The following is a 20,801-nucleotide window of genomic DNA, read 5'->3' as shown; positions in this document are numbered from 1 at the left end:
GTGTCAGCCGTACCTCACGCCGGACGGTCGCGCTCTAGCGTCTCGCGGGTGTCGACCGCCCGGATCGTCCTCCTCGCCGCGCTCGGCCTGCTCGTCTTGAGCGGGGCGGCGTTCGGGCTGTCCGAAGCGCTGCATCGCAGCGCGACGGTGCGGACGATGCTGACCAATCCGGTCCACAAGATCGTGGTCCGCGCGGACGCCGGTGACGTCGACGTGCGTGCCGGTTTGACCGGCGACGTCATGCTGACGCGCCACGACGCCTGGACCGTCGACCGCCCGACGGTCAGCGAGCGCTACGCCGGCGGCGTGCTGACGATCAAGACCCGCTGCGGCGGGCTGAAGGCCGTCCTGCGCTGTCGCAGCAACCTGCAGATCGACGCCCCGCCAGACGTCGACGTGACGATCCGGACCGATGCCGGTGACGTGGACCTGCGCGGGCTGAGCGGCCGCGCCGATGTGCAGACCACCTCGGGCGACATCCGCACCCACCGCTTGGAGCCCGTCACGGTGCGCGCGATGAGCGACGCCGGCAACGTCTCGCTCGACCTCTTCGGCGAGCCGGTCCGCACCGAGGCCGAGAGCAATGGTGGCAACGTTCGCGTCACCGTGCCCTACGGGCCCTACCGCGTCGACGCCAACACCAAGGGCGGCAACGTCAAGGTGGAGGGGTTGATCCGCGACGACCTCGCCCCGCAGGCCATCGACGCCCTGACCAACGCGGGCGACATCACCGTCCGGGCACGCTGACGCCTGGCGGTCCCAGGGGCGCGCGAGCGAGCCCCTGGGCGAGTTCGCGCTGCGAACCCGAGCCGCCAGGCGAGGCGTTCGCCGGCTACTGGAGGTAGCCCGCCTCCTTGAGGTACTCCGCGGCGACCGCCGCGGGCTTCTCCTTGTCGAGGTCGACGCGGGAGTTGAGCTCCTGCATGACCGGCAGCGTCAGCCCGGCGGTGACCAGGTTGACGGTCTTGACGAAGTCCGGCCCGGCGGCGTCAGCCACCGACGTCTTGGCCAGCAGCGTCGCGTTGTAGGGCGGGAAGAGCTGCATGTCGTCCTTGAGCAGGACCAGGTTGTCGGCCTTGATCTGGCCGTCGGTGGTGAAGACCTCACCAACGTCGGTCTGGCCGTTCTTGATGACCTCGTGACGCTTGGCGAGGTCGATCGACAGGAACTTCTTGAACTTCAACCCGTAGGTCTTCTCCAGGCCGAGCAGGCAGTCGATGCGCTGCTGGCACTCCGGCGGACCCGAGATGGTCAAGGTGGAGGCCTTGCCCTTGAGATCCGACAGCGTGGTGATGTTGCCGAGCTTCTTGGCCGTCGCTTGTGTGACCGCGAAGCCGTTGGAGTCGGTGAACGGCGTCGGGTTCTCCGCCGTGATGCTGTCCTTGACCATGCAGGTCTTGGCCTGCGTGAAGGCAGCAGCCGGATCGTGGCTGACGTCCTTGTCCTTGACCTTGCAGAAGCTGGTCAGGATCGTGCCGGTGTACTCCGGGTAGGCGTCGACGCGGCCGGCCTTCAGGGCCTTGAGCGCGATCTGCTCCGAGCCGAGGTTGAGCTGCTTCTTGACCTTGTAGCCCGCGGCCTGCAACGCCTGGGCGTAGATCTCCCCGAGGATGAACTCCTCGGTGAAGTTCTTGGAGCCGATGGTGATCGTCGGCTTGGAGCCGTTGTCGGCGTTGGCCGTGATGATCTTGGTGTTGGCGGCCGGGGTGGTCGCGGCGGCGGTGCCGGTGTCGGCACTGCCACTGGAGTTGTTGTCATCGCTGCCGCACGCGGCCAGGCCGACGGTGGCCAGGACGAGCAAGAGCAGTGCGAGAACGCTGCGAGATCGCATACGTCGGTTCCTCCTACTGGGGGTGGTGTTCGTTTGGGAGAGCTTGAGTCCGCGAGGGGTGACGGCCCGCTGCAGCGCGGCGAAGAGGAGCTCCGCCGCGATCGCCAGCAGCGCGATCAGGAGTGCCGTGCCCAGGCGCCCCGCGTCGCCGTGCACGTTGGCGTTGATGATCGGCACGCCGAGCGTGTCGACCCCGACATATGGACCGAGGGTCGCCGTCGCCAGGACGTTGACGACCGACGTGCGGATGCCGCCGAAGACCAGCGGCAGCGCCAGGGGGAGCTCGACGCGGAGTGCCAGCTGGCGCTCGGAGAGCCCCATGCCACGCGCCGCGTCGACCACGTCGCGGTCGACTTGGCGAACCCCGACGTAGGTGTTGGTGAAGATCGGCGGGATGGCCAGCAGGACCATCGCGAAGACGAGGTTGCCGGCATTGAGCCCCAGGTAGGTGCTGGCGAAGACGAGCACGGCGAAGCTCGGGACCGCGCGGCCGACGTTGGCCGCCGTGGAGGCCGCGAACTGGCCCTTGCCCTTGTGGCCGAGCCAGAGCCCGAGCGGCAGCGACAGCGCGATCGACACGACGATCGCCTCGAAGGTCACGCGCAGGTGGGTCCACAGCAGCGGCAGCAGGTGGCTGCCGCCGACCTGCACGCCGCCACCGACCGACTCGCGCGAGTGCAGCAGGTAGTTGATGGCGTCCTTCATGCGGTCGCCGTCGCGCGCTGCCAGGGAAGGAGCAGCCGCTGGATCCCCAGCAACCCGAGGTCGAGCACGAAGGCCAAAAGCACGCAGAGCCCACCGGCGACCAACACGTTGGACTTGAACGCGATGTCGCTCAGGATCTGCTGGCCGAGGCCGCCGGCGCCCGCGTAGAAGGCCAGCGCGGCGAGCCCGACGTTGGTCGTCGTCGCGACGCGCAGACCGGCGAAGATCTCGGGCGCCGCGAGCGGCAGCTCGACCTTCCACAGCAGCTGCTGCTCGGTCAAGCCCATCCCGCGCGCGGCGTCGCGCGCCTCGTCGGGCACGTTGTCGAGCCCCGCGATGATGTTGCGAAACAGGATCAGCAGCGTGTAGGTGGTGAGCGGGATCAACGCGGTGGTGAACCCGAAGCCGGTGAGCGGGATCAGGATCGCGAAGAGCGCCAGCGACGGGATCGTGTAGAGGATTCCGGTGACGCCGATGATCGGGCCGGTCAGCCAGCGGCGGCGGTGCGCGAGGAGCGCGAGGGCAAAGGCGATGGCAAAGCCGATGACAACGGAGGCGAGCACCAGCTCGAGGTGCTTCCACAGCGGTGAGAGGTAATCGCCGAGGTGGTGCACGATCCAGGTCGGGCAGATGTTGTTCTTCTGCACGCAGGTCAGCGAGCCGCTGTCGCGCTCGTGGATCCGGACCTGCGCGAGGATGTCGATGGCCGCCGCGCTCACGTGCTGCGGCCCTCCTGACGCACGCTGGTCAGCCACTCCAGCCGCTTGATCATGCGCTCGGCGCCGACGAACTCCTCGACGAACGCGTCGGCGGGGGAGCGGACGAGCTCCTCGGCGCTCGAGTACTGCGCCAGCTCGCCACCCGGCTTGAGGACGGCGATCTTGTCGCCGAGCTTGAGCGCCTCGTCGATGTCGTGGGTGACGAAGATGACGGTCTTGCCGAGGTCGGTCTGCAGGCGGCGGAACTCCTCCTGCAGGCGGCTGCGCGTGATCGGGTCGATGGCGCCGAACGGCTCGTCCATCAACAACAGCGGCGGGTCGGCCGCCAATGCCCGGCCGACGCCGACGCGCTGGCGCTGGCCGCCCGACAGCTGGGCCGGGTAGCGCTTGCCCATCGCCGGCTCCAGCCCCACGAGGTCCAGCAGCTCGTCCACGCGCTTGCGCACGCGCCCGTGGTCCCAGCCCAGCAGCTTGGGGACGGTCGCAATGTTGTCGGCGACGGTCAGATGGGGGAAGAGGCCGATCTGCTGGATCGCGTAGCCGATGCCGCGTCGCAGCTCCGATGGCGACTGGTCGCGGACCGAGACGCCATCGACGCGCACGTCGCCAGAGGTCAGCTCGATCATGCGGTTGACGAGCCGCATCGCGGTCGTCTTGCCCGAGCCCGACGGCCCGATGAAGATCGTCAGCTCTCCGGCGGGGACCTCGAGCGTGAGGTCGCCGATCGCCGGCTCCTCGGTGCCGGGGTAGGTCTTCGAGGCGTGGTCGAACTCGACGGTTGCAGCGGACGCGGACATCAGTTGTCCACCAACCTAGTGAAGAATGACAGCGGGTAGCCGGACGGCCCCTCGGGGTGGGCGGTGTTCGGAGGGCGCATAGAGGATCCGCGGCCGGCGGACCCAGAGATCCTAGCCCGCTGCACGGAGGGGTCGGCGCAGCGCGGCGCGCGCGGACTCGTCGGTGCCGTTGGCCACGTGGGCATCGATGAGCTGCAGGACGCCCTTGGCGCGGCCCGTGACGGCGACGGTGCCGAGCGCCGAGTCGACCGCGACGGCGTCGGGCTGCTGCACGGTGGGGAGCCGTCGGACCGGGCCTGGGCGGCCGTCGATCGGCAGCGAGACGAGTTCGTTGCGGGCCGTGAGCGTGACCCAGAGCCGGTGGCGCACGGGATCGAGCGCGAGGCCGTAGGGCGCGCTCCCGCGTGGGAGCGGCACGCGCCCGGCGCGGGCCAGCGGGCGGCGGCCGGCGTCGGTGGCGAAGACGAGGATCGCGTCACCGCGCGTGTCGGCGACGTAGAGCCGATCGCCGCTGGCGACGACGGAGGTCGGGCCCGCGCCGGCGGGAAGCTGGGCGACGCGGCGCAGCGTGCGCGGGTCATAGAGCGCGAGCGTGCGCTCCCTGGTGGCCACGACGGCGAGCCGGCGGTCGAAGTCGGCCGCGTCGAGCCCACCGGGGTGGATCGTGGCGGGCAGGGCTGCGGTTGGGCGGCCGCGGTCGAGGACCGTCACGGCGGCCGCGCGGGCGTCGGCGACGAACGTCCTGCCGAGGACGAGTGCGGCGCCCGGCGGGAGCGCTGCGGCTGCGGTGCGCAGCGCGGGCTGGATCGCCAGCGCCCGTCTGCCGGTCTCGGCGGGGACGAGGAAGACGGCCGGCACGGGTGGTGGGTCGCCGGGGCGGCGCGTGCCGGTCGGAATCGCCACACGCTCCCGAATCCGCCCGGTCCGCACGCTGACGATGATGAGGCGGCTCGGGTCGTGGACCGCGACGGCGAAGATGTGGGCGTTGGGGTCTGCGGCGACGGCGTCGGCCAGCGCGCCGACGTGCAGGACGCGGCCGGCAGGGCGGATGGTGGGCACCGAGGCGGCCGCGGGCCGGGCCGTGGGCGGGAGCGGCGGCGGTGCAGGCTCGGTGGACCCACAGCCGGCGGCGAGCACGGGGAGGAGGAGGGCGGCAAGGCGCGGGCGGCAGCGCACCAGCCGAGGGTCGCACGCCACGTCCGTTCCGGTCGCACGTCCCCAGCGGCGTCGAGGGACGATCTATGGTCGATAGTCGCACAGCATTCGTCCCTCGACGCCCCGGGCTGCGGTGCGGGGAGCTCGGTGGCATCCTGGAGGGCATGGCTGCTCTTCTCACAGGTGGGTGTCTGTGTGGCGGCGTGCGCTATGAGGTCTCGGCGCCGCTGGTCTCCGCTGGCTACTGCCACTGCACCCGCTGCCAGCGCCGGACGGGCACGGCCGCGGCAGCCTCGGCCAAGGTCGCGCCCGGAAGCTTCCGGGTGACCGCAGGCGAGGAGCTCATCCGCGACTACGACCCCGGCGATGGCGGCTTCCTGAAGTCCTTCTGCAGCGCCTGCGGCGGTGCGCTCTACAGCTCGCACCCCGAGCATCCCGACATCCTGGGCATCCGGCTCGGCACGGTCGACGGCGACCCCGGCATCCGCCCGAGCTACCACCAGCGCGTGGAGACCGCGGCGGTCTGGGAGGCGCTTCCCGACGATGGGCTCCCGCGCTACGAGGGTCCGGCGCCGGGCGCGCGCGAGTAGCTGCTGCTCAGACGCCGGCGGCGCGGCGCGCCGAGGCGTGCGCGGCGTCTTCCAGCGCGTCGTCAAGCGGCGCCAGCGAGTCAGGTGCGACGCCCAGTGCCGTGGCCAGCAGCCAGTCGGCGAACCAGGCGTTCTTGGGCAGCAGCGGGCCGTGCAGATAGGTGCCGATGACCGTGCCGTGGTGGACGCCTTCGAAGCCCGAGCGGCCGTCGTTGCCGTGGCCCTTGAGGACGCGGCCCAGCGGCGTCTCGCCGGCGCCCAGCGTCGTCCGGCCACCGTGGTTCTCAAAGCCGGCCAGGACGCGCGGGCCGTCGAGGCCCGCCAGCTCGACCTCGATCGCGACGTTGCCGATCAGCCGCGTGCCGTCGATCGCGCGGACGGTCTTGAGGTCCACCAGCCCGATCCCCGGCACGCGCTCGTCGCCGAGCTCGTAATGGTCACCGAGCAGCTGGATGCCGCCGCAGATCCCCAGGACGATCGCGCCGCGGCCGGCGGCGGCGTGCAGCGCGTCGCGCTTGGTGTCGACCAGGTCCTGGGCGCAGAGCTGCTGGTCGCGGTCCTGGCCGCCGCCGAGGTAGAAGAGGTCGTGGGCCTCAGGGTCGATCTCGTCTCCGAGACCGGCAGCCGTGAGCGCGAAGCCGATACCGCGCCAGCTGCAGCGCCGCTCCAACATCACCATGTTGCCGCGGTCGGCGTAGATGTTCATCAGGTCGGGGTAGAGCGCGCAGACGCGCAACGTCTGGTCAGGCACCGCGCAGGACCACCACCGTCGAGCCGACGTAGACGTCGGTGGCTGGGATCCGTCGCGCCGCCTCGGGCGTCAGCCCGACGGCTTCGGCCTCCTCGGCGACCTCGGCGGGGCTCACCCGCGCCAGCCGAATGACGTCATGCTCTTCAAAGCCATTAACTTGTCGCAGGCGGTGGATCGCGGCATGGTCGCCCTCGTCGACGACGGCCAGCGGCAGCGAGCTGTAGGTCAACCCGTCGACGGTGGCGACGTCGGGGTCGGGGAGACCGTCAGACGCGCCGTCGAAGCTGTCCAGGGCGTCGGCCAACGCGGCGGCGACCGCGCCGCCGGGTCGCAGATGGCGCGCGGCGCTGCGCAGGAACCCCGCACGGCCATCGGCGCCGCCGAGCAGCTGCAGCGTCTGCATCGGCACGGCGACCAGGCCGAAGCGGACGTCGCCGAGGTCGAAGTCGCGGGCGTCGGCGCAGACCGTCGTGACGGTCAGGCCGGCCGCCGCTGCGCGCTCGTCCAGGGCAGCGAGCAGCACCGGATCCGTGTCGAGTGCGACCACCTCGATGCCCTGGGCCGCCAGGTCCAGCGCAATCCGACCCGTTCCGGCGCCGACGTCCAGGACCGGTCCGTTGGCTGCGGCGGCGAGCTCGCGCCAGAGCGCGACGTCCTCCAGATAGCCGCCGCATTCGACGTCATGCCAGACCACCGCGCTCACGCCGAGCCCTCCGGCGGCCAGCACGCCATTGGCGCGTCGTGCGAGGCGCGAGCCCTCATTCGAAGCTGTCCTTCGCCACGCCGCGGGCGACCAGCTCGCGGCGCAGTTCGAGCATCGCCGTGTAGGTCGGGATCGCCACCAGCCTGCCGCCTCCGGGGCCACCCTCCGGCACGGCGGCGACCGCGCCGTCCAACCCCGCAGAGAGCGACGGCTCCACCACCAGCCGCTCCTCCGGCACGCCGGCGTACTTCAATCGCAAGGCCATTTCGGCCGCGCGCGTACCGCTGCAGGTCACACGCCGCAGCCGCCCGGCGAGCAGCTCGAAGTCCGCGTCCCAGACCCAGCTGATATCGCGCCCGTCGGCGGTGTGGTCGTTGAGCACCGCCAGCAGGTCGTGCTCGCCCGCCTCCAACGCCAGCGTGCGCAGCACCTCGTTGGCGCCCGCCGGGTTCTTGACCAACAACAGGAGCAGCTCGTGGCCACTGATCCGCACGGTCTCCGCGCGGCCGAACGCCGCCGAGACCGCCTCCAGGCCCGCGACGACATCAGCCGGCGGCGCGCCCAACGCGGTCGTCAGCGCGGCGGCGGCCAGCGCGTTGTAGACGTTGTAGAGGCCGGGAAGGGGGAGGCGCACGTCGACCGTCGCGGTCGGCAGGCGCAGGGTCAACCGCGCGCCGGCGAGGCCGTCGAGCACGACGCGCTGCGCCGCCACCGACGGCGCGGGGCGCGCCGCGCCGCACGCGTCGCAGTGGTAGTGACCCAAGTGCCCCAGGAACACGTAGTCATACACGTACGGCGCGCCGCACCGGCGGCAGTGCTTGGAGTCCGCGGCGTGCTGCATGCCCGCCAACGCCATCGCGGGGTCCTCCACGCCGAAGAAGACGGCGCCCTCGCGGTCGCGTCCGAGGTCAGCGACGAGCGGATCGTCGGCGTTCAGGACCAAGATGGTGTCCTGCACGTCAGCGACCACTCCCGCCCAGCGGTCGGCGATCGTGTCCAGCTCGCCGTAGCGGTCGAGCTGGTCGCGGAAGAGGTTGGCCAGCAACAGCGCGCGCGGCCGGATCTGCGGGACGAGCTGGTCGAGCCAGAACTCGTCGATCTCAAACAGCCCCATGTCGCCGGCGATCGATCCGCCCGATCCCGCCGCCTCCAGCAGCGTCCCAGCGATCCCGCCCGCCATGTTGGCGCCGGCGCGGTTGTGCACCAACTGGTGGCCGCCACGCTCCAGGATCGAGGCGACCATCGCGGCCGTCGTGGTCTTCCCGTTGGTCGCCGAGATGACCGCGCTGCCGTTGGCGAGCCGCCCGGCCAGCTCACCGACCGCGCCGGGCTCCATCCGCAGCAGGAGCTTGCCGGGCAGCGACGTGCCGCCCCGGCCGGAGCGGCGCGACACCGCACCGGCGGCGCGCGCGGCGGCGAGCTTGGCCCCCAACAAGGTCATGTGGCCGGCAACAGGACCTGGATCGCGCCGGGCACCGCCCGCACGGTGGCCGGCAGCTCTCCGATCGGATCGCCGTCGGCATAGACCGTGAACGGACGGTCGGCGGCGATCCGCACCTCGGCGCCGCGCAGGACGGCGATGCCCTCGCGCCCCAGGTGCGTGCCCTGGAAGACCTGCCGCAGCCCGCCGACGAAGTGCCGGCGCGAGCGCGGGGAGACCATGACGACGTCCAGCATGCCATCGTCGAGCTCGGCGTCGGGGGCGATGAACATGCCTCCACCGTAGGCCTTCGTGTTGGCCGCCGCGACCGTCCAGCCCTTGAAGGTCCGGCGCTCGCGATCGACGGTGACGTCGAAGGTCGCCGGCCGCCAGCTGACCATCGCCCGGATGGCTGCGTAGGCGTACACCAACGGCCCGAGGAACGCCGGCGCCTCGTTGGCGAGGCGGTTGGCCTCGGAGTCAAATCCCAGCGAGGCGATCCCGACGAAGGTCTGGCCGCCGTCGGCCGCGCCGCCCGAGATGACCTCGCCGAGATCGATCGGCCGCGCCACGCCCGTCGCCAGGATGGCGCACGCGGCCACGGGATCGCGCGGGATCCCGCAGACGCGGGCAAAGTCGTTGCCGCGCCCGCCGGGTAGGACGCCCATCACCGCGCCGGGGCGATCGCGCAATGCGCCGGCCACCGCGCCCACGAGCCCGTCGCCCGACAGCGGCACCGGCACCTCGCCGGCATCGACGGCGGCGACCGCCAGCTCGCGCGCGTGACGGATCGACTCCGTGCGCTGCACGCGGTAGGCAAGACCGAGCCGCGCCAACTCGGCCTCGACGCGTGGGAGCGCTTTCAGCGCGCGGCCTCCACCGGCCGAGGGGTTGACGAGCAGGGCGAGATGACGGGGCTCCATGCGCCGCCCATCCTGTCGCATCAACGGTGCAGGACGAGCTCTGCCAGGGATGCGGCGATCGCGACCGGCTCGGGCTCCACCGCGGCCCGTGCCTGCGCTGCGCTCGTCGCGCCGGTCAGCACGATCGCCCCGTCCAGGCCCGCCGCGGCCGCACCCGCCAGGTCGCTGTCCAGCCGGTCGCCGACGACCAGCGCCCGCGATCGGGTCCCCACCCGCCCGGCCGCGCCGAGGCGTTCCAGCGCCGTGTGGAACGGCTGCGCCGCCGGCTTGCCGAGGTTGACGGCGTCCACGCCGGTCGCGGCCTCGATGGCTGCGACGACCGCGCCGGTCCCAGGCCACGGGCCGTCGGGCATCGGAAAGAGCGCGTCGCGGCCGGCGCAGACCAGCTCCGCGCCGCCGAGCACGGCCTGGACGGCGCCGCGCAGCTCGGCGTAGGTGAAGTCGTCGTGCGCGGCGGCGACGACCACGTCAGGCGATGGCACGTCGCGCCCGTTGACGATCTTCAATCCCGCCTCCTCGACGTGCCGGTGCATCACCGCAGCACCAACGACGTAGGCGCTGCGCCAGCGGTCCGTATCGGCCAGCACGTGCTGGATGGCACCGCCGACGGTGACGACCTCCTCCAGGGATGCACGGAAGCCGAGCCGCCAGAGCTTGCGGACGTACTCCTCGCCGGCGTGGCGGCCATCGTTGGTGACGAACGCGACGCCCTTGCCGGCCGCCCGCAGCGCGGTGACCGCGGCCGCCGCGTCGGGCGTCGGCTCATCACCGACCCAGACGCAGCCATCGAGGTCGAGCAGCACGTGGTCGTAGCGCGCGAGCAGCGGCGTCAGGCTCACGGTGCGTGGATCTCGTAGACCTTGCGGTCGCCCTCGTCTGAGGCCAACCGCATCCCGGCGCTGAGCAGGACCCGCTGCGAGGCGAGGTTGACGAGGTCGGTGTCGGCCTGGACGGTCCGCACCTCGGGTTGCTCGAGCGCCCAGTCCAGGAGCCCGCGTAGCGCTTCGACGGCGTAGCCGCGACGGCGGGCGGCGGGGACGATCCCGAAGCCGATGCTGACCTCGCCGAGATCATCCGGCGGGGCGTGGAAGCCGATGTCGCCGATGACGACGTCCTCCTCGCGCAGCAGCACCTGGTAGTGGCAGAAGCCGCCGCGGTCGACGGCGTGTTTGACGAGGTCGGCCTGCATTGCGACCGCGACGAGCGTGCCGTCCAGAGGGTAGCCCTCGGCCCAGCGCTGACCCTCCACGGCCTGGCCCTCGAGCAGGTCCTGCATCTCGGCGGGTGCGAGCGGCCGGAGGCGCAGGCGAGGGGTAGTCAGGTCCACTAGTGACGACCCTAGCCGACCCCCGTCAGCTCAGAACAGGCTCGGGTCCTGCTGGTCGTCATCTTCGGACGGGGCGTCGTCGAGGCAGTCGGGCTCGTCGTGGCGCGCGTCGCTGACGGCCGGGCCGACGGCGCGACGGGCGGTCAGCGCGTCGGGGAGCGGGACGAGCAGCTCCTGCAGCAGGGGAGCGGGCGTGGCATGGTCGAGCCACGCCTCCTCAGCCGCCTGATCTCCCAGCATCACCGGCATCCGATCGTGGATGTCGCGCAGGCGGTCGTTGGCCTCGGTGGTGATGATCGTGCAGGTGCGCAGCGTCTCGTCGCCCTTGCCATGCCAGATGGCCCAAAGTCCGGCGAAGGCGAACGGCGCGCCGTCTGACCGGGTGATGTGAAACGGCTGCTTGCGCGACCTGCTTGCCCGCGGCTGCCACTCGTAGAAGCCGTCGGCGACGATCAGGCAGCGGCGGGTCTTCAACGCGTCGCGGAAGGCGGGCTTCTCGGCCACCGTCTCGGCCCGCGCGTTGATCATCTTGTAGCCGACCTTCGGCTCCTTGGCCCAGAACGGCACGAGCCCCCAGCGCAGGATCGCACCGCGCGGCTCGCCCTCCTTGGAGGTCGTGACGGTGACGACGTCGTCACCGGGTGCGACGTTGAACCGCTGACGGATCTCCAGTGATTCACCGAGGGCGAAACGCGCCCGCAGGTCGTTGGAGGCCGGGGTGGCGAGCGAGTAGCGCCCGCACACGGCTAGGACCCTGGACCGGCGGCCCTGGCCGCCTTGGCGTTGGCCTGCCGGCGGCGACCCAGGAGGGCCAGCACCGCCAGCACGACGATGATCAGCAGGATCCCGACCCAGACGGCGACGAGCGTGCTTAGCCCGCCCAGCGGCCAGGCGATCAGCTTGACGATCAGCGTGCCCAGGACGATCAGGGCCACGATCAGCCCGATGATGATCGCCACGCCACGCACGCGGGCGACCCGGCCGGCGCTGGCCGACGGGGCGACGAGGCCCATGAAGCGCAGCAGCATCAGCTGGCGGTTGGACGGCGGTGCCTGCCCGAGCCGCTCGACGGCGGCCTTGAGGTCGTCCGGCCGACGCTCGGCCAGTGCCAGCGAGGCATCGGCCATGCGGCGCAGCGCGATGCGCTCCTGCGGGCGGGCGGACGCCAGCGCCTTGCGGAAGTGCTCGCGCGAGGCTTTGGCGTCGTAGCGCTCGGCCGCGCGGGCGCCTAGGATCGCCTGTGCGGCCGCCTTGAACTTCTGCTCGCGCTCGAGCTCTTCGTCAGAGCGGGTCTCGAGCTGCTGCATGGCAGCGAGCCCACCTTGCTGCTGCATCCGGATCTGGCGCTGCTTGGGCGGCATGTCACATGCAGCCTATCGGGCAGCGTTTGATCTGACCCTCGCCGTTCGCACGTGGCAGGATGCGCCGGATGCTCCGCCGGTTCGCCCTGCTCATCTGCCTCTTCGCGCTGGCCCTGCCGATCGCCGCGCACGCCCAGAGCTCCCCGTTCGCGCCGCTGCCGCCGGCGAGCACGACGCCTGCTCCGACGCCCACGGTGACGACCAGCAACACCTCCACCGGCAACGGCGGGCTGGCCGGGTGGCAGCAGATCCTGGTCTTCGGGGCCGGCGGCTTCCTGCTGCTCGGCATCGCGTGGGCGATCGTCCGTGACGCGCGCAGCGTCGCGCCGACGATCACCACCGAGGACCAGGCCGAGTCCCGTGAGCGCCGCGAAGAGGACATCAAGCGCCGCAAGGCCAAGAACCGCGCGGCGGCCAAGCGCTCGCGCGCGGCGCGCAAGCGCAACCGCTAGCTGCCGTCGGTCGTCGTGCCCTGCTCGCCGGGGGCGAACGCCCGGCCTGCTATCCGGTTGTCCCGTTTTGTTCGCCGGGCGCGGCGACGTAGCCGGTACCCAGTGCCTTGCCCGTGGCGGCCAGGCACGCGCGGTCGAGCCGGACGAAGACCAGGGACTTGCCCGCCTCGCCCTGGGCGGGGTTGTTGCGACACCAGGTGTAGTGGTAGGTCCTGAAGTTCAGCGCGGCGACGAACGCGTAGCCGAGCTCGGCGACCTTCTGGCCCGGGTGCAGCGTCACGTCGCGCTTGATCGCGACACAGTCGTAGCGTCCGATGGGCTTGGTCAAGACGCGGTCGTCGGGGATCGCGGCCTTGGACTTCAAGATCGGGCCGCAGGCGGTGTGGGAGAACGGCCCGTCGAGCTCACCGGTCTTCACGCGGGCGCGGGCGTCGTCGGTGATCCGGCGCTCTACCGCGGTGACCAGCGTTCTGCGGGCAGCGAGGAGCTGCGCGTCGGTGGCCCAGGGCGGAGGCTTGACGCCGTACGCCACACCGCGGTGCGGGGCCTGCTCGCGGGCGATCCGGACGCGCAGCGCCGCGACCTGCCGTGTCTGCTCGATCTTGTTGGCTGCGTCGCGGTCGGACCGATCGCCGAGGGCGATCACCGCGATGGTGGCGAGCAAGGCGGCCAGGACGGCGGCGATCGTGCCGCCGATGAGCCACCGCCGACGCCGCTGGCCGCGCGTGCGGGCGTAGTACGAGGTCTGGCAGAACGGACAGCGCTCGTACTGCGTCCGCGCCTCGCGTCCGCAGTTCGGACAGGTGCGCAGCGGTAGTTCGGGCGGCTCCTCGACGGTCACGTCCTCACGAAGCGTAGAGATCGTGCAACCGATCGCCGCCGGATGCGTACCTAGTCTTCCGAAGGGTGCGCGAAGGCGGCGGCGAACTCATCCTTGCGCTTGCACGGTCGATCAACGAACACAAGACCTTCACGCGGCGCCCGCTTTCGAGATCCACACTGTGACCCGAGCCATGGCCAGCACCCTGCCTCGCCTGACGCCGCTCCGCGCGCCGCTGCCCAAGCTGCGCCACCTCCGGCGCGAGCGGCTCCGGCTGGCCGACGGCGAGCGGACCACGCTGTACGTGGCGCGCTATGACCTGCGCCGCTTCGATGTGCGCGTCGTCCGCCTCCCGCGGCCCGCGCCGCTGGAGGTCTACTGCCGCGCCAACGGCTTTGACGAGGCGCTGGTCGGTGGCTTCTACCAGCGGCCGGAGCTGACGCCGCTGGGCGAGCTGCGCACCGGTGGCGTCGTGCGCCGCCACGTGCCCTTCACCGCGCCGTTCGATGACGTGCGCGCGTGCATCAACGTCGATGGCTCGCGGGTGGCGATCGGCCGCCGCGGCGATCTGTCCGACGCGCCGGCCGGAGACTTGCTGCAGGCGGGACCGCTGCTTGTGCGCGGTGGCGCGCTCGTGCACGGCGACGTCGAGGGCTTCTCGGCCGGCTCGCATCAGTTTGACTCCGACATCACCGCCGGGCGCCATCCGCGCGCGGCGATCGGCCTGACGCGCCGCAACGAGGTGCTGGCCGTGGCCTGTGACGGCCGCGCCGACGACGAGGCCGGCCTGAGCATGCCCGAGCTGGCCGAGGCGATGGCGGCGCTCGGCGCCGTGCAGGCGATGAACCTCGACGGAGGCGGCTCGACGTCGCTGGTCTGCGGTGGCCGGCTGCGCAACGTGCCGCGTGAGGCGCACGGCATCGCGCTGCCCGGTGGGCGCACGGTGCCGACGGCGGTCGTGTTCCGCCGCCGTTAGTCATCTTTCCGGCACGTCGTACAACAAGAGGGTGCGCGCTCTCTCCGGTCTGATGTTCTTCCCACGCGGCGGTTCAGCGCATGTCGCCCGGGCCCTGGCGACCGAAATGCCCGCCCATGGATGGGACGTGACGCTCGTGACGGGCTCGCTGGCCGGCGGCCACGGCGATGCGCACGCGTTTTACAAGGACTTGGACGTGCGGCCCGTCGACTTCGGCGCCGGCGACGCGCCGATGCATCCGTCCTACGAGGACCGTTCGGGAGCCGCCGACGGCGTCTTCGCCGCGATCGACGACGCGGGCTTCGAGCGCCACGTCGCCGCGTGGTCGCGGGCCTTCGTGGCCGCCGACGCCGACGAGTGCGACGTCCTGCACCTGCACCACCTCACGCCGCTGCACGAGGCGGCGGCGCGCGTGGCGCCCGGCGTCCCGGTCGTCACCCACCTGCACGGCACCGAGCTGCTGATGCTTGAGGAGATCGCCGACGGCGCGCCGTGGCCGCACGCCGAGGCGTGGGCGCGGCGGATGCGCCGCTGGGCCCAGCGCTCGGAGCGCCTGGTCGTGCTGTCGCCGGGGCAGGTGGACCGTGCGGTGGCGCTGCTCGGCGTCACGCCGGAGCAGTGCGTGCTGAGCCCCAACGGCTTTGACCCCGAGCGCTTCGACGAGCTCGAGGTCGACCGCACCGCCCACTGGCGCCATCACCTTGTGGCGTCGCCGCGCGGCTGGGCGCCGGGCGAGGACGAGGGCTCGATCAGCTACAGCGAGGCCGAGATCGCGCCGCTGGCGCGCGGGCCCGTGGCCATCAGCGTCAGCCGCTTCACCGCGGTCAAGCGGATCGGCCTGCTGGTCCGCGCGTGGGCACGGGCCCAGAACGAGGACCGGCTGCCCGCCGATGCGTCGCTGGTTTTGCTCGGCGGCTACCCGGGAGAGTGGGAGGGCGAGCATCCGGCCGACGCGATCGTCGCCTCGGGCGCGCGTAACGTCTTCCTCGCCGGCTGGCACGGCCACGACGAGCTGCCGGCGTTCCTGTCGGCCGCCGACGTCAACGTCTTGGCGTCGGTGCGCGAGCAGTTCGGGTCGGTGCTCGTCGAGGGCATGGCCTGCGGGCTGCCGCCGATCGCCATCAACCGCTTCGGGCCAGCCGACATCGTCACTGACGGCGCGACTGGCTGGCTGGTCGGCCCCGACGACGAGGCGGCGCTGGCCGGCGCGCTGGTCGAGGCGCTTGGCGATCCGGTCGAGCGCCGCCGGCGTGGGCGCCGCGCCTGGCGCGACGCGCATGAGCGCTTCTCGTGGCCGGCGCTGGCCGAGGATCTGGCCGGCGTCTTCGACGAGGTGGCCGACGTCGCAGACGGGCGCGTGGCGGAGCGCGCTCCGGTCGCGTGAGGGGCCGCAGCGAGCTGCGCCGCATCGGCGCGCTCTTTTCGCCGTATCGCAAGCCGCTGGGCTCCGTCCTGGCGCTGATCGCGCTGAGCGCCGGGCTCAGCATGATCCCGCCGTTCCTGCTGCGCGAGATCCTCGACCAGGCGATCCCGGAGCGAGACACCGGCCTGCTGACCTGGTTGGTCGTGGGGATGATCGCGATCGCGATCGCCACGGGCGCGCTCGGCGTGGCGCAGACCTACCTGAGCAACATCGTCGGTCAGGAGGTCATGCACGACCTGCGGGCCGCGGTCTACCGCCACTTGCAGCGGTTGTCCTTGGCCTTCTTCACGCGTACCCGCACCGGCGAGGTCCAGGCGCGGATCGCGTCGGACATCGGCGGCATCCAGTCGGTCGTGACCTCGACGGCGACGTCGATCGTCTCCAACGCCACGACGGTCCTGGCGACGATCGGGGCGATGTTCGCGCTGGACTGGCGCCTGGCCGCCTTCTCGCTCGCCGTGCTGCCGTTCTTCGTGTGGATGACGCGCCGCGTCGGCGGGGAGCGGCGCAAGATCACGGCGGCCCGGCAGGGGCGCGTGGCCGACATGTCGTCCTTGGTCGAGGAGTCGCTGTCGGTCAGCGGGATCTTGCTGGGCCGGACGATGGGGCGCGGGGAGGAGCTGGTGCAGCGCTTCACCGCCGAGTCGCGCGAGCTGGCCGAGCTGGAGGTGCGCTCGCGGATGGCGGGGCGCTGGCGGATGGCGTCGGTGCAGATGTCCTTCGCGATCATGCCGGCTCTCGTCTATTGGTTTGCGGGGCAGACGTCAGCGATCTCGGTGGGCACGTTGGTGGCCTTCACGACGCTGCAGACGCGGCTGCTGTTCCCGATCGGCTCGTTGTTGTCGGTGTCGGTCGACCTGCAGTCCTCGATGGCCTTGTTCCACCGGATCTTCGAATATTTGGATCTTCCTGTTGATCTGGAGGAATCGCGCGAGCCCGTCGAGCTGCGCGACGTCCGCGGCGAGGTGCGCTTCGAAGGCGTGACCTTCGGCTACGACGCCGACGCGCGGCCGACGCTGGACGGCGTCGACCTCGACGTTCCCGCCGGGTCGTTCACGGCGATCGTGGGGGAGACGGGCAGCGGCAAGACGACGCTCGCCTATCTGGCCGCCCGGCTCTATGACGTCGGCGCGGGGCGGGTCACGATCGACGGCGTCGACGTGCGCGAGGCGAGCTTCGCGTCGCTGGCGCGGACGGTCGGGCTGGTCTCGCAGGACACGTACCTGTTCCATGCGACGGTCCGCGAGAACCTGCGCTTCGCGCGGCCGGAGGCGACCGACGAGGAGCTCGAGGACGCTGCGCGCGCCGCCCAGATCCACGACCTGATCGCGTCGCTGCCTGAGGGCTATGAGACGACGGTGGGGGAGCGTGGTTATCGCTTCAGCGGCGGCGAGAAGCAGCGGATCGCGATCGCGCGCGTGGTCCTGCGCAATCCGCCGATCCTCGTGCTCGACGAGGCGACGAGCGCGCTGGACACCGAGACCGAGCGCGCGGTGCAGGACGCGTTGGACGCGCTGGCCGCCGGTCGCACCACGATCGCGATCGCGCACCGGCTCTCCACGGTGCGCGACGCCGACCAGATCGTCGTCCTCGACGGTGGGCGGATCGTCGAGCGCGGAACTCACGAGGAGCTGCTGGAGCGCGGCGGGCGCTATACGGCGCTGCAGGCGGCGCAGCGTGAGGACGCGGCGCAGCAGGGTGAGGAGGCGACGGCGTGAGCGACGACGACGGCGCTGCTGCTGCCCGGCCGCGGCTCGTCGCGGTCGAGGTGCGCGCTGATCCGGATGCCTGGTGTGCCGCGGGGTTCACGGTCGGCGACGACGGGCGCTGCCGGATCGGCACGACCGACGTGGTGCTGTCGGGCGGTGACGGTGGCTTCGCCGGCTGGACGATCGCGGGCGCGATCCCGGGTGCCGACGGGCTCGATGGCGTCCCCACCCACGTGACGGCCTGCGATGCGCCGGTGACCGACGCGCCGCCCGCACACTCCAACGGCGTCACCGCGATCGACCACGTCGTCCTGGCCACGACCGACATCGCACGGACCTACGAGACGCTCGAGGCGGCGGGCTTTGCGCTGCGTCGCGTCCGTGACGGCGGCACGCCGGAGCGCCCGCTGCGCCAGGGCTTCTTCCTCTTCGCTGATGTCCTGCTCGAGGTCGTCGGCCCGCCTGAGCCCGCGCCGGGCACGAGCGATCCGGCCGCGTCCCTGTGGGGCATCACGCTGGTGACCGCCGATCTCAGCGCCGCTGCCGCAAGCTTCGGCGCCACGCTCAGCGCCCCGCGTGCCGCGGTCCAGCCTGGCCGCGAGATCGCCCTCGTGGCCCGCGAGGCCGGCCTCGGCGTGCGCGTGGCGCTGATGACGCCCCGTCTTTGAGACCGCATCGACACTGACGTCCGGCACACGGCGGCTTACGGTCATCGGTTTCCTGACCGCCGTCCTCCGCTGGACCGGACCATGGCGGTCACCGGCAGGCGTCCTCGGCCCCGCACGGTCGGGGGCGCCCTGCCACCGCTTCGCGGCTTTGCGCCTTTGCGGATCGGACAGGTGTCCACGCTGGTCAAGATTCGTTCAGGCCCGTGGACCTGGGTTCGATGCGCAGGACAGTGCTTCGTTTTGCTCGCCGCCTGCTCGTCCCGATTGCCGCCCTCGCCGCGCTCGCCGTCTCTGCTCCCGCAGCGTTGGCCGCATGTGCTGACGATGGCGTGTCCGCGTCGGATTCCGGCGCGACCGCCGCGACGCTCTGCCTGCTCAACGAGCAGCGCGCCGATCACGGGCTGAAGGCCTTCAACGAGTCGACCACGCTCGACCGGGCCGCCGACGACTATGCGGCCGACATGGTCAAGCGTCGCTTCTTCGACCACGTCTCGCCGGGTGGCGGGACGATGATGGATCGCATCAAGGCCGCAGGCTGGGTGCCGGTCGGCAGCTGGAGCGCGGGCGAGAACATCGCCTGGGGCTCGGGCTCGCTGGCGACGCCGGCCTCGATCGTCGACGGATGGATGCACAGCGCCGGACACCGCGCCAACATCCTGAACGGCGGCTTCACGCAGATCGGCATCGGTGTCGCCGCCGGCGCGCCGCAGGCCGGGGTTCGTGGTGGCGGCACCTACGTGACCGACTTCACCTCCGGCAACGCGTCGGCGTCGTCCAAGCGCCCCGCAGCCCGCTGCGCCACCCGTGCCCGTGCTGCACGGCGTCACGGACGCCGCGCCCACATCGCGCTCGTCGGGCATCGCGCCGCTGCTACGCGCCGCTGCGCGACCAAGCGCTAGCTCCCCGAGACCACCGCGCCCGACGCCGCGCAGCCGCTCCTAGCTCGGCGCGGCGATCGTGTAGCGCGCCTGGGCCCGCTTACGCGCCTTGGCGGCCTCGACCTCGCGGTCCTTCGGCGGCGCGTTGGTGACGAGCTCGGCCAGCAGCCGTTCGGTCACCTCGGTGACCGCGTCGATGGCGCGCGAGAACGCCTCCTCGTTGGCCTGCGACGGCTTCGTGAAGCCGCTGATCTTGCGGACGTACTGCAGCGCGGCAGCGCGCACCTCGTCCTCATTGGCCGGCGGCGCGAAGTTGTAGAGCGTGCGGATGTTGCGGCACATGCCTCCAGGGTAGAGGCCACATCCCGCACCGGGCCAGCATTGATCCCACATGAGGGGTCTGACCCCTCCACGCGGTTTCCGCTGCAAACTGCTGCCAACCAATTGTTGAGCGCAGATTAAGGGTCTGACCCCTAGAGGCCTAGTGGGTGGCGTGCGACGTAGCCCGCCGTCGACCGCTGGCCTGGACCCCAGCGGGAGCCGGAGGATGAGCGGCCGCTGGTGTCGTAACGGCGGCCGTTGACCACCATGAACGCGTGGCCGGCGTTGGCGTAGATCGTCACGTAGCGTCCGCGGCCGGGCTTGCCGTAGTGCATCAACTCGCTGGAGTCCAGCGGCGCGTCAAGGCGGCCCATGCCGTGCAGGACGTAGGAGACCGAGCCCGAGCAGTCATAGCCCGCGGCCCGGAAGCTGCCGTGGCCGCCGCCGTAGATGTAGGGCTTGTAGGCGATGCGGTTGCCGGCGGCGACCGCGCGGCGCAGGAGGATCACGTGGCGCGGGACGGCGAGCACGCCGCCGCGCAGGCCGGCGCGCTTGAGCACCGGATGGCTCCCACGGACGCCGAGCGCCTGCCAGGTGCCGGGGCCGACGATGCCGTCGGCCGTCAGCCCGTGGGCGCGCTGGAAGGCCTTGACCGCGCCCGAGGTCCCCGGCCCGAAGACGCCGTCGGCGCCGATGCCGAGCTTGCGTTGCAGCAGTCGCACGGACGAGCTGCGGCCCTGCACACGCGCACGGCGGCCGCTACCGACCACACCCGAGGCGTGCGCGCGGTGGTGGCGCGAGCGTCGGATCATCGACCACGTCACGGCGCCGACGATCCCGTCGGCGTGGAGGTGATGGCGGCGCTGGAAGCGCTTGACCGCGCGCGAGGTGCCGTGGCCGAAGATGCCGTCGGCCGGGGCGATGCCAAGGTCGCGCTGCAGGACCTTCACGCGCGTGCCATGGCTCTTGTACTTGAGCGACTTGGCGTCAGCGGAGGCCGACAAGGAGAGGGCGAGCAGGGCGGCGACGAACGTCGCGGCGAGCAGCGCCAGGAAGGGGCGGGAGATGAGAGCGGGCATGGTTGGGGCGCCTGCGAGGTGAGCTGTCGGGCTCGCGCCGCTGAGCGGCAGCGCTACGCGGTCATCCGAACCGCGATTCGCCCCGGCGACCGGGTCACGGTCGCAGTGGGTCCCCCGTCCGTTCGCAAGCGAACGATTCGGCGCGTGGCGGTTCTATCAGCCAAAATCCCTGCACTCCGCAAGATCGCTTGCA

Annotated in this window: 23 protein-coding genes and 1 riboswitch; of the genes, 8 read left to right on the top strand and 15 right to left on the bottom strand. The window is 71.8% G+C overall.

Translation table 11 applies throughout. From position 1 onward, the window contains the following. The first annotated feature begins 48 nt into the window (after nt 1-48). A complete protein-coding gene (locus tag VGO10_RS00530; protein ID WP_327464124.1) occupies nt 49-747 on the top strand; it encodes a DUF4097 family beta strand repeat-containing protein in 699 nt (232 codons plus the stop codon). Between the two features lie 85 nt (nt 748-832). Here the strand turns inward: VGO10_RS00530 and VGO10_RS00525 are convergent, their stop codons facing one another. From VGO10_RS00525 to VGO10_RS00510, 4 genes are all read right to left on the bottom strand, one after another. Then, on the bottom strand, nt 833-2,536 hold the full coding sequence (locus VGO10_RS00525) for a glycine betaine ABC transporter substrate-binding protein (RefSeq protein ID WP_327464123.1): 1,704 nt from the start codon (nt 2,534-2,536) through the stop codon (nt 833-835). Further along, nucleotides 2,533-3,255, bottom strand: a complete 723-nt coding sequence (locus VGO10_RS00520) for an ABC transporter permease (protein ID WP_327464122.1) — start codon at nt 3,253-3,255, stop codon at nt 2,533-2,535. The genes VGO10_RS00525 and VGO10_RS00520 overlap by 4 nt, the downstream gene beginning before the upstream one ends. Continuing rightward, the gene (locus VGO10_RS00515; protein WP_327464121.1) at nt 3,252-4,052 is read right to left on the bottom strand and encodes an ABC transporter ATP-binding protein; all 801 of its coding nucleotides are present in this window, start codon (nt 4,050-4,052) and stop codon (nt 3,252-3,254) included. The genes VGO10_RS00520 and VGO10_RS00515 overlap by 4 nt, the downstream gene beginning before the upstream one ends. A gap of 111 nt (nt 4,053-4,163) precedes the next feature. After that, a complete protein-coding gene (locus VGO10_RS00510; protein ID WP_327464120.1) occupies nt 4,164-5,111 on the bottom strand; it encodes a hypothetical protein in 948 nt (315 codons plus the stop codon). A gap of 260 nt (nt 5,112-5,371) precedes the next feature. Between VGO10_RS00510 and VGO10_RS00505 the strand changes: the two genes are divergently transcribed. Then, nucleotides 5,372-5,797: a GFA family protein gene (locus tag VGO10_RS00505; protein ID WP_327464119.1), complete on the top strand. Its 426-nt coding sequence runs from the start codon at nt 5,372-5,374 to the stop codon at nt 5,795-5,797. Between the two features lie 7 nt (nt 5,798-5,804). Here VGO10_RS00505 and VGO10_RS00500 read toward each other — a convergent pair whose 3' ends face one another. The 8 genes from VGO10_RS00500 to VGO10_RS00465 are packed head-to-tail and all read right to left on the bottom strand — an operon-like array spanning nt 5,805 to nt 12,282. Further along, nucleotides 5,805-6,548, bottom strand: a complete 744-nt coding sequence (locus VGO10_RS00500; RefSeq protein ID WP_327464118.1) for a glutamine amidotransferase — start codon at nt 6,546-6,548, stop codon at nt 5,805-5,807. Further along, a complete protein-coding gene (locus tag VGO10_RS00495) occupies nt 6,541-7,275 on the bottom strand; it encodes a class I SAM-dependent methyltransferase (protein WP_327464117.1) in 735 nt (244 codons plus the stop codon). The genes VGO10_RS00500 and VGO10_RS00495 overlap by 8 nt, the downstream gene beginning before the upstream one ends. 31 nt (nt 7,276-7,306) lie before the next feature. Further along, a complete protein-coding gene (locus VGO10_RS00490) occupies nt 7,307-8,692 on the bottom strand; it encodes a Mur ligase family protein (protein ID WP_327464116.1) in 1,386 nt (461 codons plus the stop codon). Further along, a complete protein-coding gene (locus tag VGO10_RS00485; RefSeq protein ID WP_327464115.1) occupies nt 8,689-9,594 on the bottom strand; it encodes a diacylglycerol kinase family protein in 906 nt (301 codons plus the stop codon). Before VGO10_RS00485 ends, VGO10_RS00490 begins: the two co-directional genes overlap by 4 nt. 20 nt (nt 9,595-9,614) lie before the next feature. Then, nucleotides 9,615-10,433, bottom strand: coding sequence for an HAD-IIA family hydrolase (locus tag VGO10_RS00480; RefSeq protein ID WP_327464114.1), 819 nt, complete (start codon nt 10,431-10,433; stop codon nt 9,615-9,617). Next, the gene (locus tag VGO10_RS00475; protein ID WP_327464113.1) at nt 10,430-10,921 is read right to left on the bottom strand and encodes a GNAT family N-acetyltransferase; all 492 of its coding nucleotides are present in this window, start codon (nt 10,919-10,921) and stop codon (nt 10,430-10,432) included. The genes VGO10_RS00480 and VGO10_RS00475 overlap by 4 nt, the downstream gene beginning before the upstream one ends. Before the next feature lie 30 nt (nt 10,922-10,951). Beyond that, nucleotides 10,952-11,665 (bottom strand): SOS response-associated peptidase, encoded by a 714-nt coding sequence (locus VGO10_RS00470; RefSeq protein ID WP_327464112.1) that lies wholly within the window; start codon nt 11,663-11,665, stop codon nt 10,952-10,954. Between the two features lie 2 nt (nt 11,666-11,667). Beyond that, nucleotides 11,668-12,282, bottom strand: a complete 615-nt coding sequence (locus VGO10_RS00465; protein WP_327464111.1) for a hypothetical protein — start codon at nt 12,280-12,282, stop codon at nt 11,668-11,670. Nucleotides 12,283-12,350: 68 nt separating this feature from the next. On the opposite strand from VGO10_RS00465, the gene VGO10_RS00460 reads away from it, so the two are divergent. After that, the gene (locus VGO10_RS00460) at nt 12,351-12,734 is read left to right on the top strand and encodes a hypothetical protein (RefSeq protein WP_327464110.1); all 384 of its coding nucleotides are present in this window, start codon (nt 12,351-12,353) and stop codon (nt 12,732-12,734) included. Between the two features lie 49 nt (nt 12,735-12,783). Here VGO10_RS00460 and VGO10_RS00455 read toward each other — a convergent pair whose 3' ends face one another. Then, nucleotides 12,784-13,575, bottom strand: a complete 792-nt coding sequence (locus VGO10_RS00455; protein ID WP_327464109.1) for a hypothetical protein — start codon at nt 13,573-13,575, stop codon at nt 12,784-12,786. A 172-nt stretch (nt 13,576-13,747) separates the two neighbouring features. On the opposite strand from VGO10_RS00455, the gene VGO10_RS00450 reads away from it, so the two are divergent. The 5 genes from VGO10_RS00450 to VGO10_RS00430 all read left to right on the top strand — a co-directional run bounded on the left by VGO10_RS00450 (nt 13,748) and on the right by VGO10_RS00430 (nt 19,229). Further along, nucleotides 13,748-14,530 (top strand): phosphodiester glycosidase family protein, encoded by a 783-nt coding sequence (locus tag VGO10_RS00450; protein WP_327464108.1) that lies wholly within the window; start codon nt 13,748-13,750, stop codon nt 14,528-14,530. 52 nt (nt 14,531-14,582) lie between these two features. After that, nucleotides 14,583-15,914 carry a glycosyltransferase family 4 protein gene (locus VGO10_RS00445; protein WP_327464107.1) on the top strand — a complete coding sequence of 444 codons (1,332 nt, stop codon included), beginning with the start codon at nt 14,583-14,585 and terminating at the stop codon, nt 15,912-15,914. Next, a complete protein-coding gene (locus VGO10_RS00440; protein ID WP_327464106.1) occupies nt 15,911-17,671 on the top strand; it encodes an ABC transporter ATP-binding protein in 1,761 nt (586 codons plus the stop codon). The genes VGO10_RS00445 and VGO10_RS00440 overlap by 4 nt, the downstream gene beginning before the upstream one ends. Then, complete coding sequence (locus VGO10_RS00435; RefSeq protein WP_327464105.1) at nt 17,668-18,330, top strand: hypothetical protein; 663 nt, start codon at nt 17,668-17,670, stop codon at nt 18,328-18,330. Before VGO10_RS00440 ends, VGO10_RS00435 begins: the two co-directional genes overlap by 4 nt. A gap of 329 nt (nt 18,331-18,659) precedes the next feature. Further along, nucleotides 18,660-19,229: a CAP domain-containing protein gene (locus VGO10_RS00430; RefSeq protein WP_327464104.1), complete on the top strand. Its 570-nt coding sequence runs from the start codon at nt 18,660-18,662 to the stop codon at nt 19,227-19,229. Nucleotides 19,230-19,268: 39 nt separating this feature from the next. On the opposite strand, the gene VGO10_RS00425 is transcribed toward VGO10_RS00430, so the two are convergent. Then, a complete protein-coding gene (locus VGO10_RS00425) occupies nt 19,269-19,550 on the bottom strand; it encodes a DUF2277 domain-containing protein (RefSeq protein ID WP_327464103.1) in 282 nt (93 codons plus the stop codon). Nucleotides 19,551-19,681: 131 nt separating this feature from the next. Continuing rightward, nucleotides 19,682-20,608, bottom strand: a complete 927-nt coding sequence (locus tag VGO10_RS00420) for a peptidoglycan-binding protein (protein WP_327464102.1) — start codon at nt 20,606-20,608, stop codon at nt 19,682-19,684. 8 nt (nt 20,609-20,616) lie between these two features. Next, nucleotides 20,617-20,751: riboswitch (cyclic di-AMP (ydaO/yuaA leader) on the bottom strand. Nucleotides 20,752-20,801: the final 50 nt, after the last annotated feature.

It is taken from the genome of Baekduia sp. (assembly GCF_035996765.1).
Taxonomy (GTDB): domain Bacteria; phylum Actinomycetota; class Thermoleophilia; order Solirubrobacterales; family Solirubrobacteraceae; genus Baekduia.
This window is presented reverse-complemented; position numbering and strand designations above follow the sequence as displayed.

Coding starts and splice junctions, on each gene's coding strand:
- VGO10_RS00450 (WP_327464108.1), top strand. CDS start 13,748: ATGGCCAGCACCCTGCCTCGCCTGACGCCGCTCCGCGCGCCGCTGCCC.
- VGO10_RS00525 (WP_327464123.1), bottom strand. CDS start 2,536: ATGAAGGACGCCATCAACTACCTGCTGCACTCGCGCGAGTCGGTCGGT.
- VGO10_RS00425 (WP_327464103.1), bottom strand. CDS start 19,550: ATGTGCCGCAACATCCGCACGCTCTACAACTTCGCGCCGCCGGCCAAT.
- VGO10_RS00420 (WP_327464102.1), bottom strand. CDS start 20,608: ATGCCCGCTCTCATCTCCCGCCCCTTCCTGGCGCTGCTCGCCGCGACG.
- VGO10_RS00465 (WP_327464111.1), bottom strand. CDS start 12,282: ATGCCGCCCAAGCAGCGCCAGATCCGGATGCAGCAGCAAGGTGGGCTC.
- VGO10_RS00505 (WP_327464119.1), top strand. CDS start 5,372: ATGGCTGCTCTTCTCACAGGTGGGTGTCTGTGTGGCGGCGTGCGCTAT.
- VGO10_RS00445 (WP_327464107.1), top strand. CDS start 14,583: ATGTTCTTCCCACGCGGCGGTTCAGCGCATGTCGCCCGGGCCCTGGCG.
- VGO10_RS00515 (WP_327464121.1), bottom strand. CDS start 4,052: ATGTCCGCGTCCGCTGCAACCGTCGAGTTCGACCACGCCTCGAAGACC.
- VGO10_RS00490 (WP_327464116.1), bottom strand. CDS start 8,692: ATGACCTTGTTGGGGGCCAAGCTCGCCGCCGCGCGCGCCGCCGGTGCG.
- VGO10_RS00460 (WP_327464110.1), top strand. CDS start 12,351: ATGCTCCGCCGGTTCGCCCTGCTCATCTGCCTCTTCGCGCTGGCCCTG.
- VGO10_RS00485 (WP_327464115.1), bottom strand. CDS start 9,594: ATGGAGCCCCGTCATCTCGCCCTGCTCGTCAACCCCTCGGCCGGTGGA.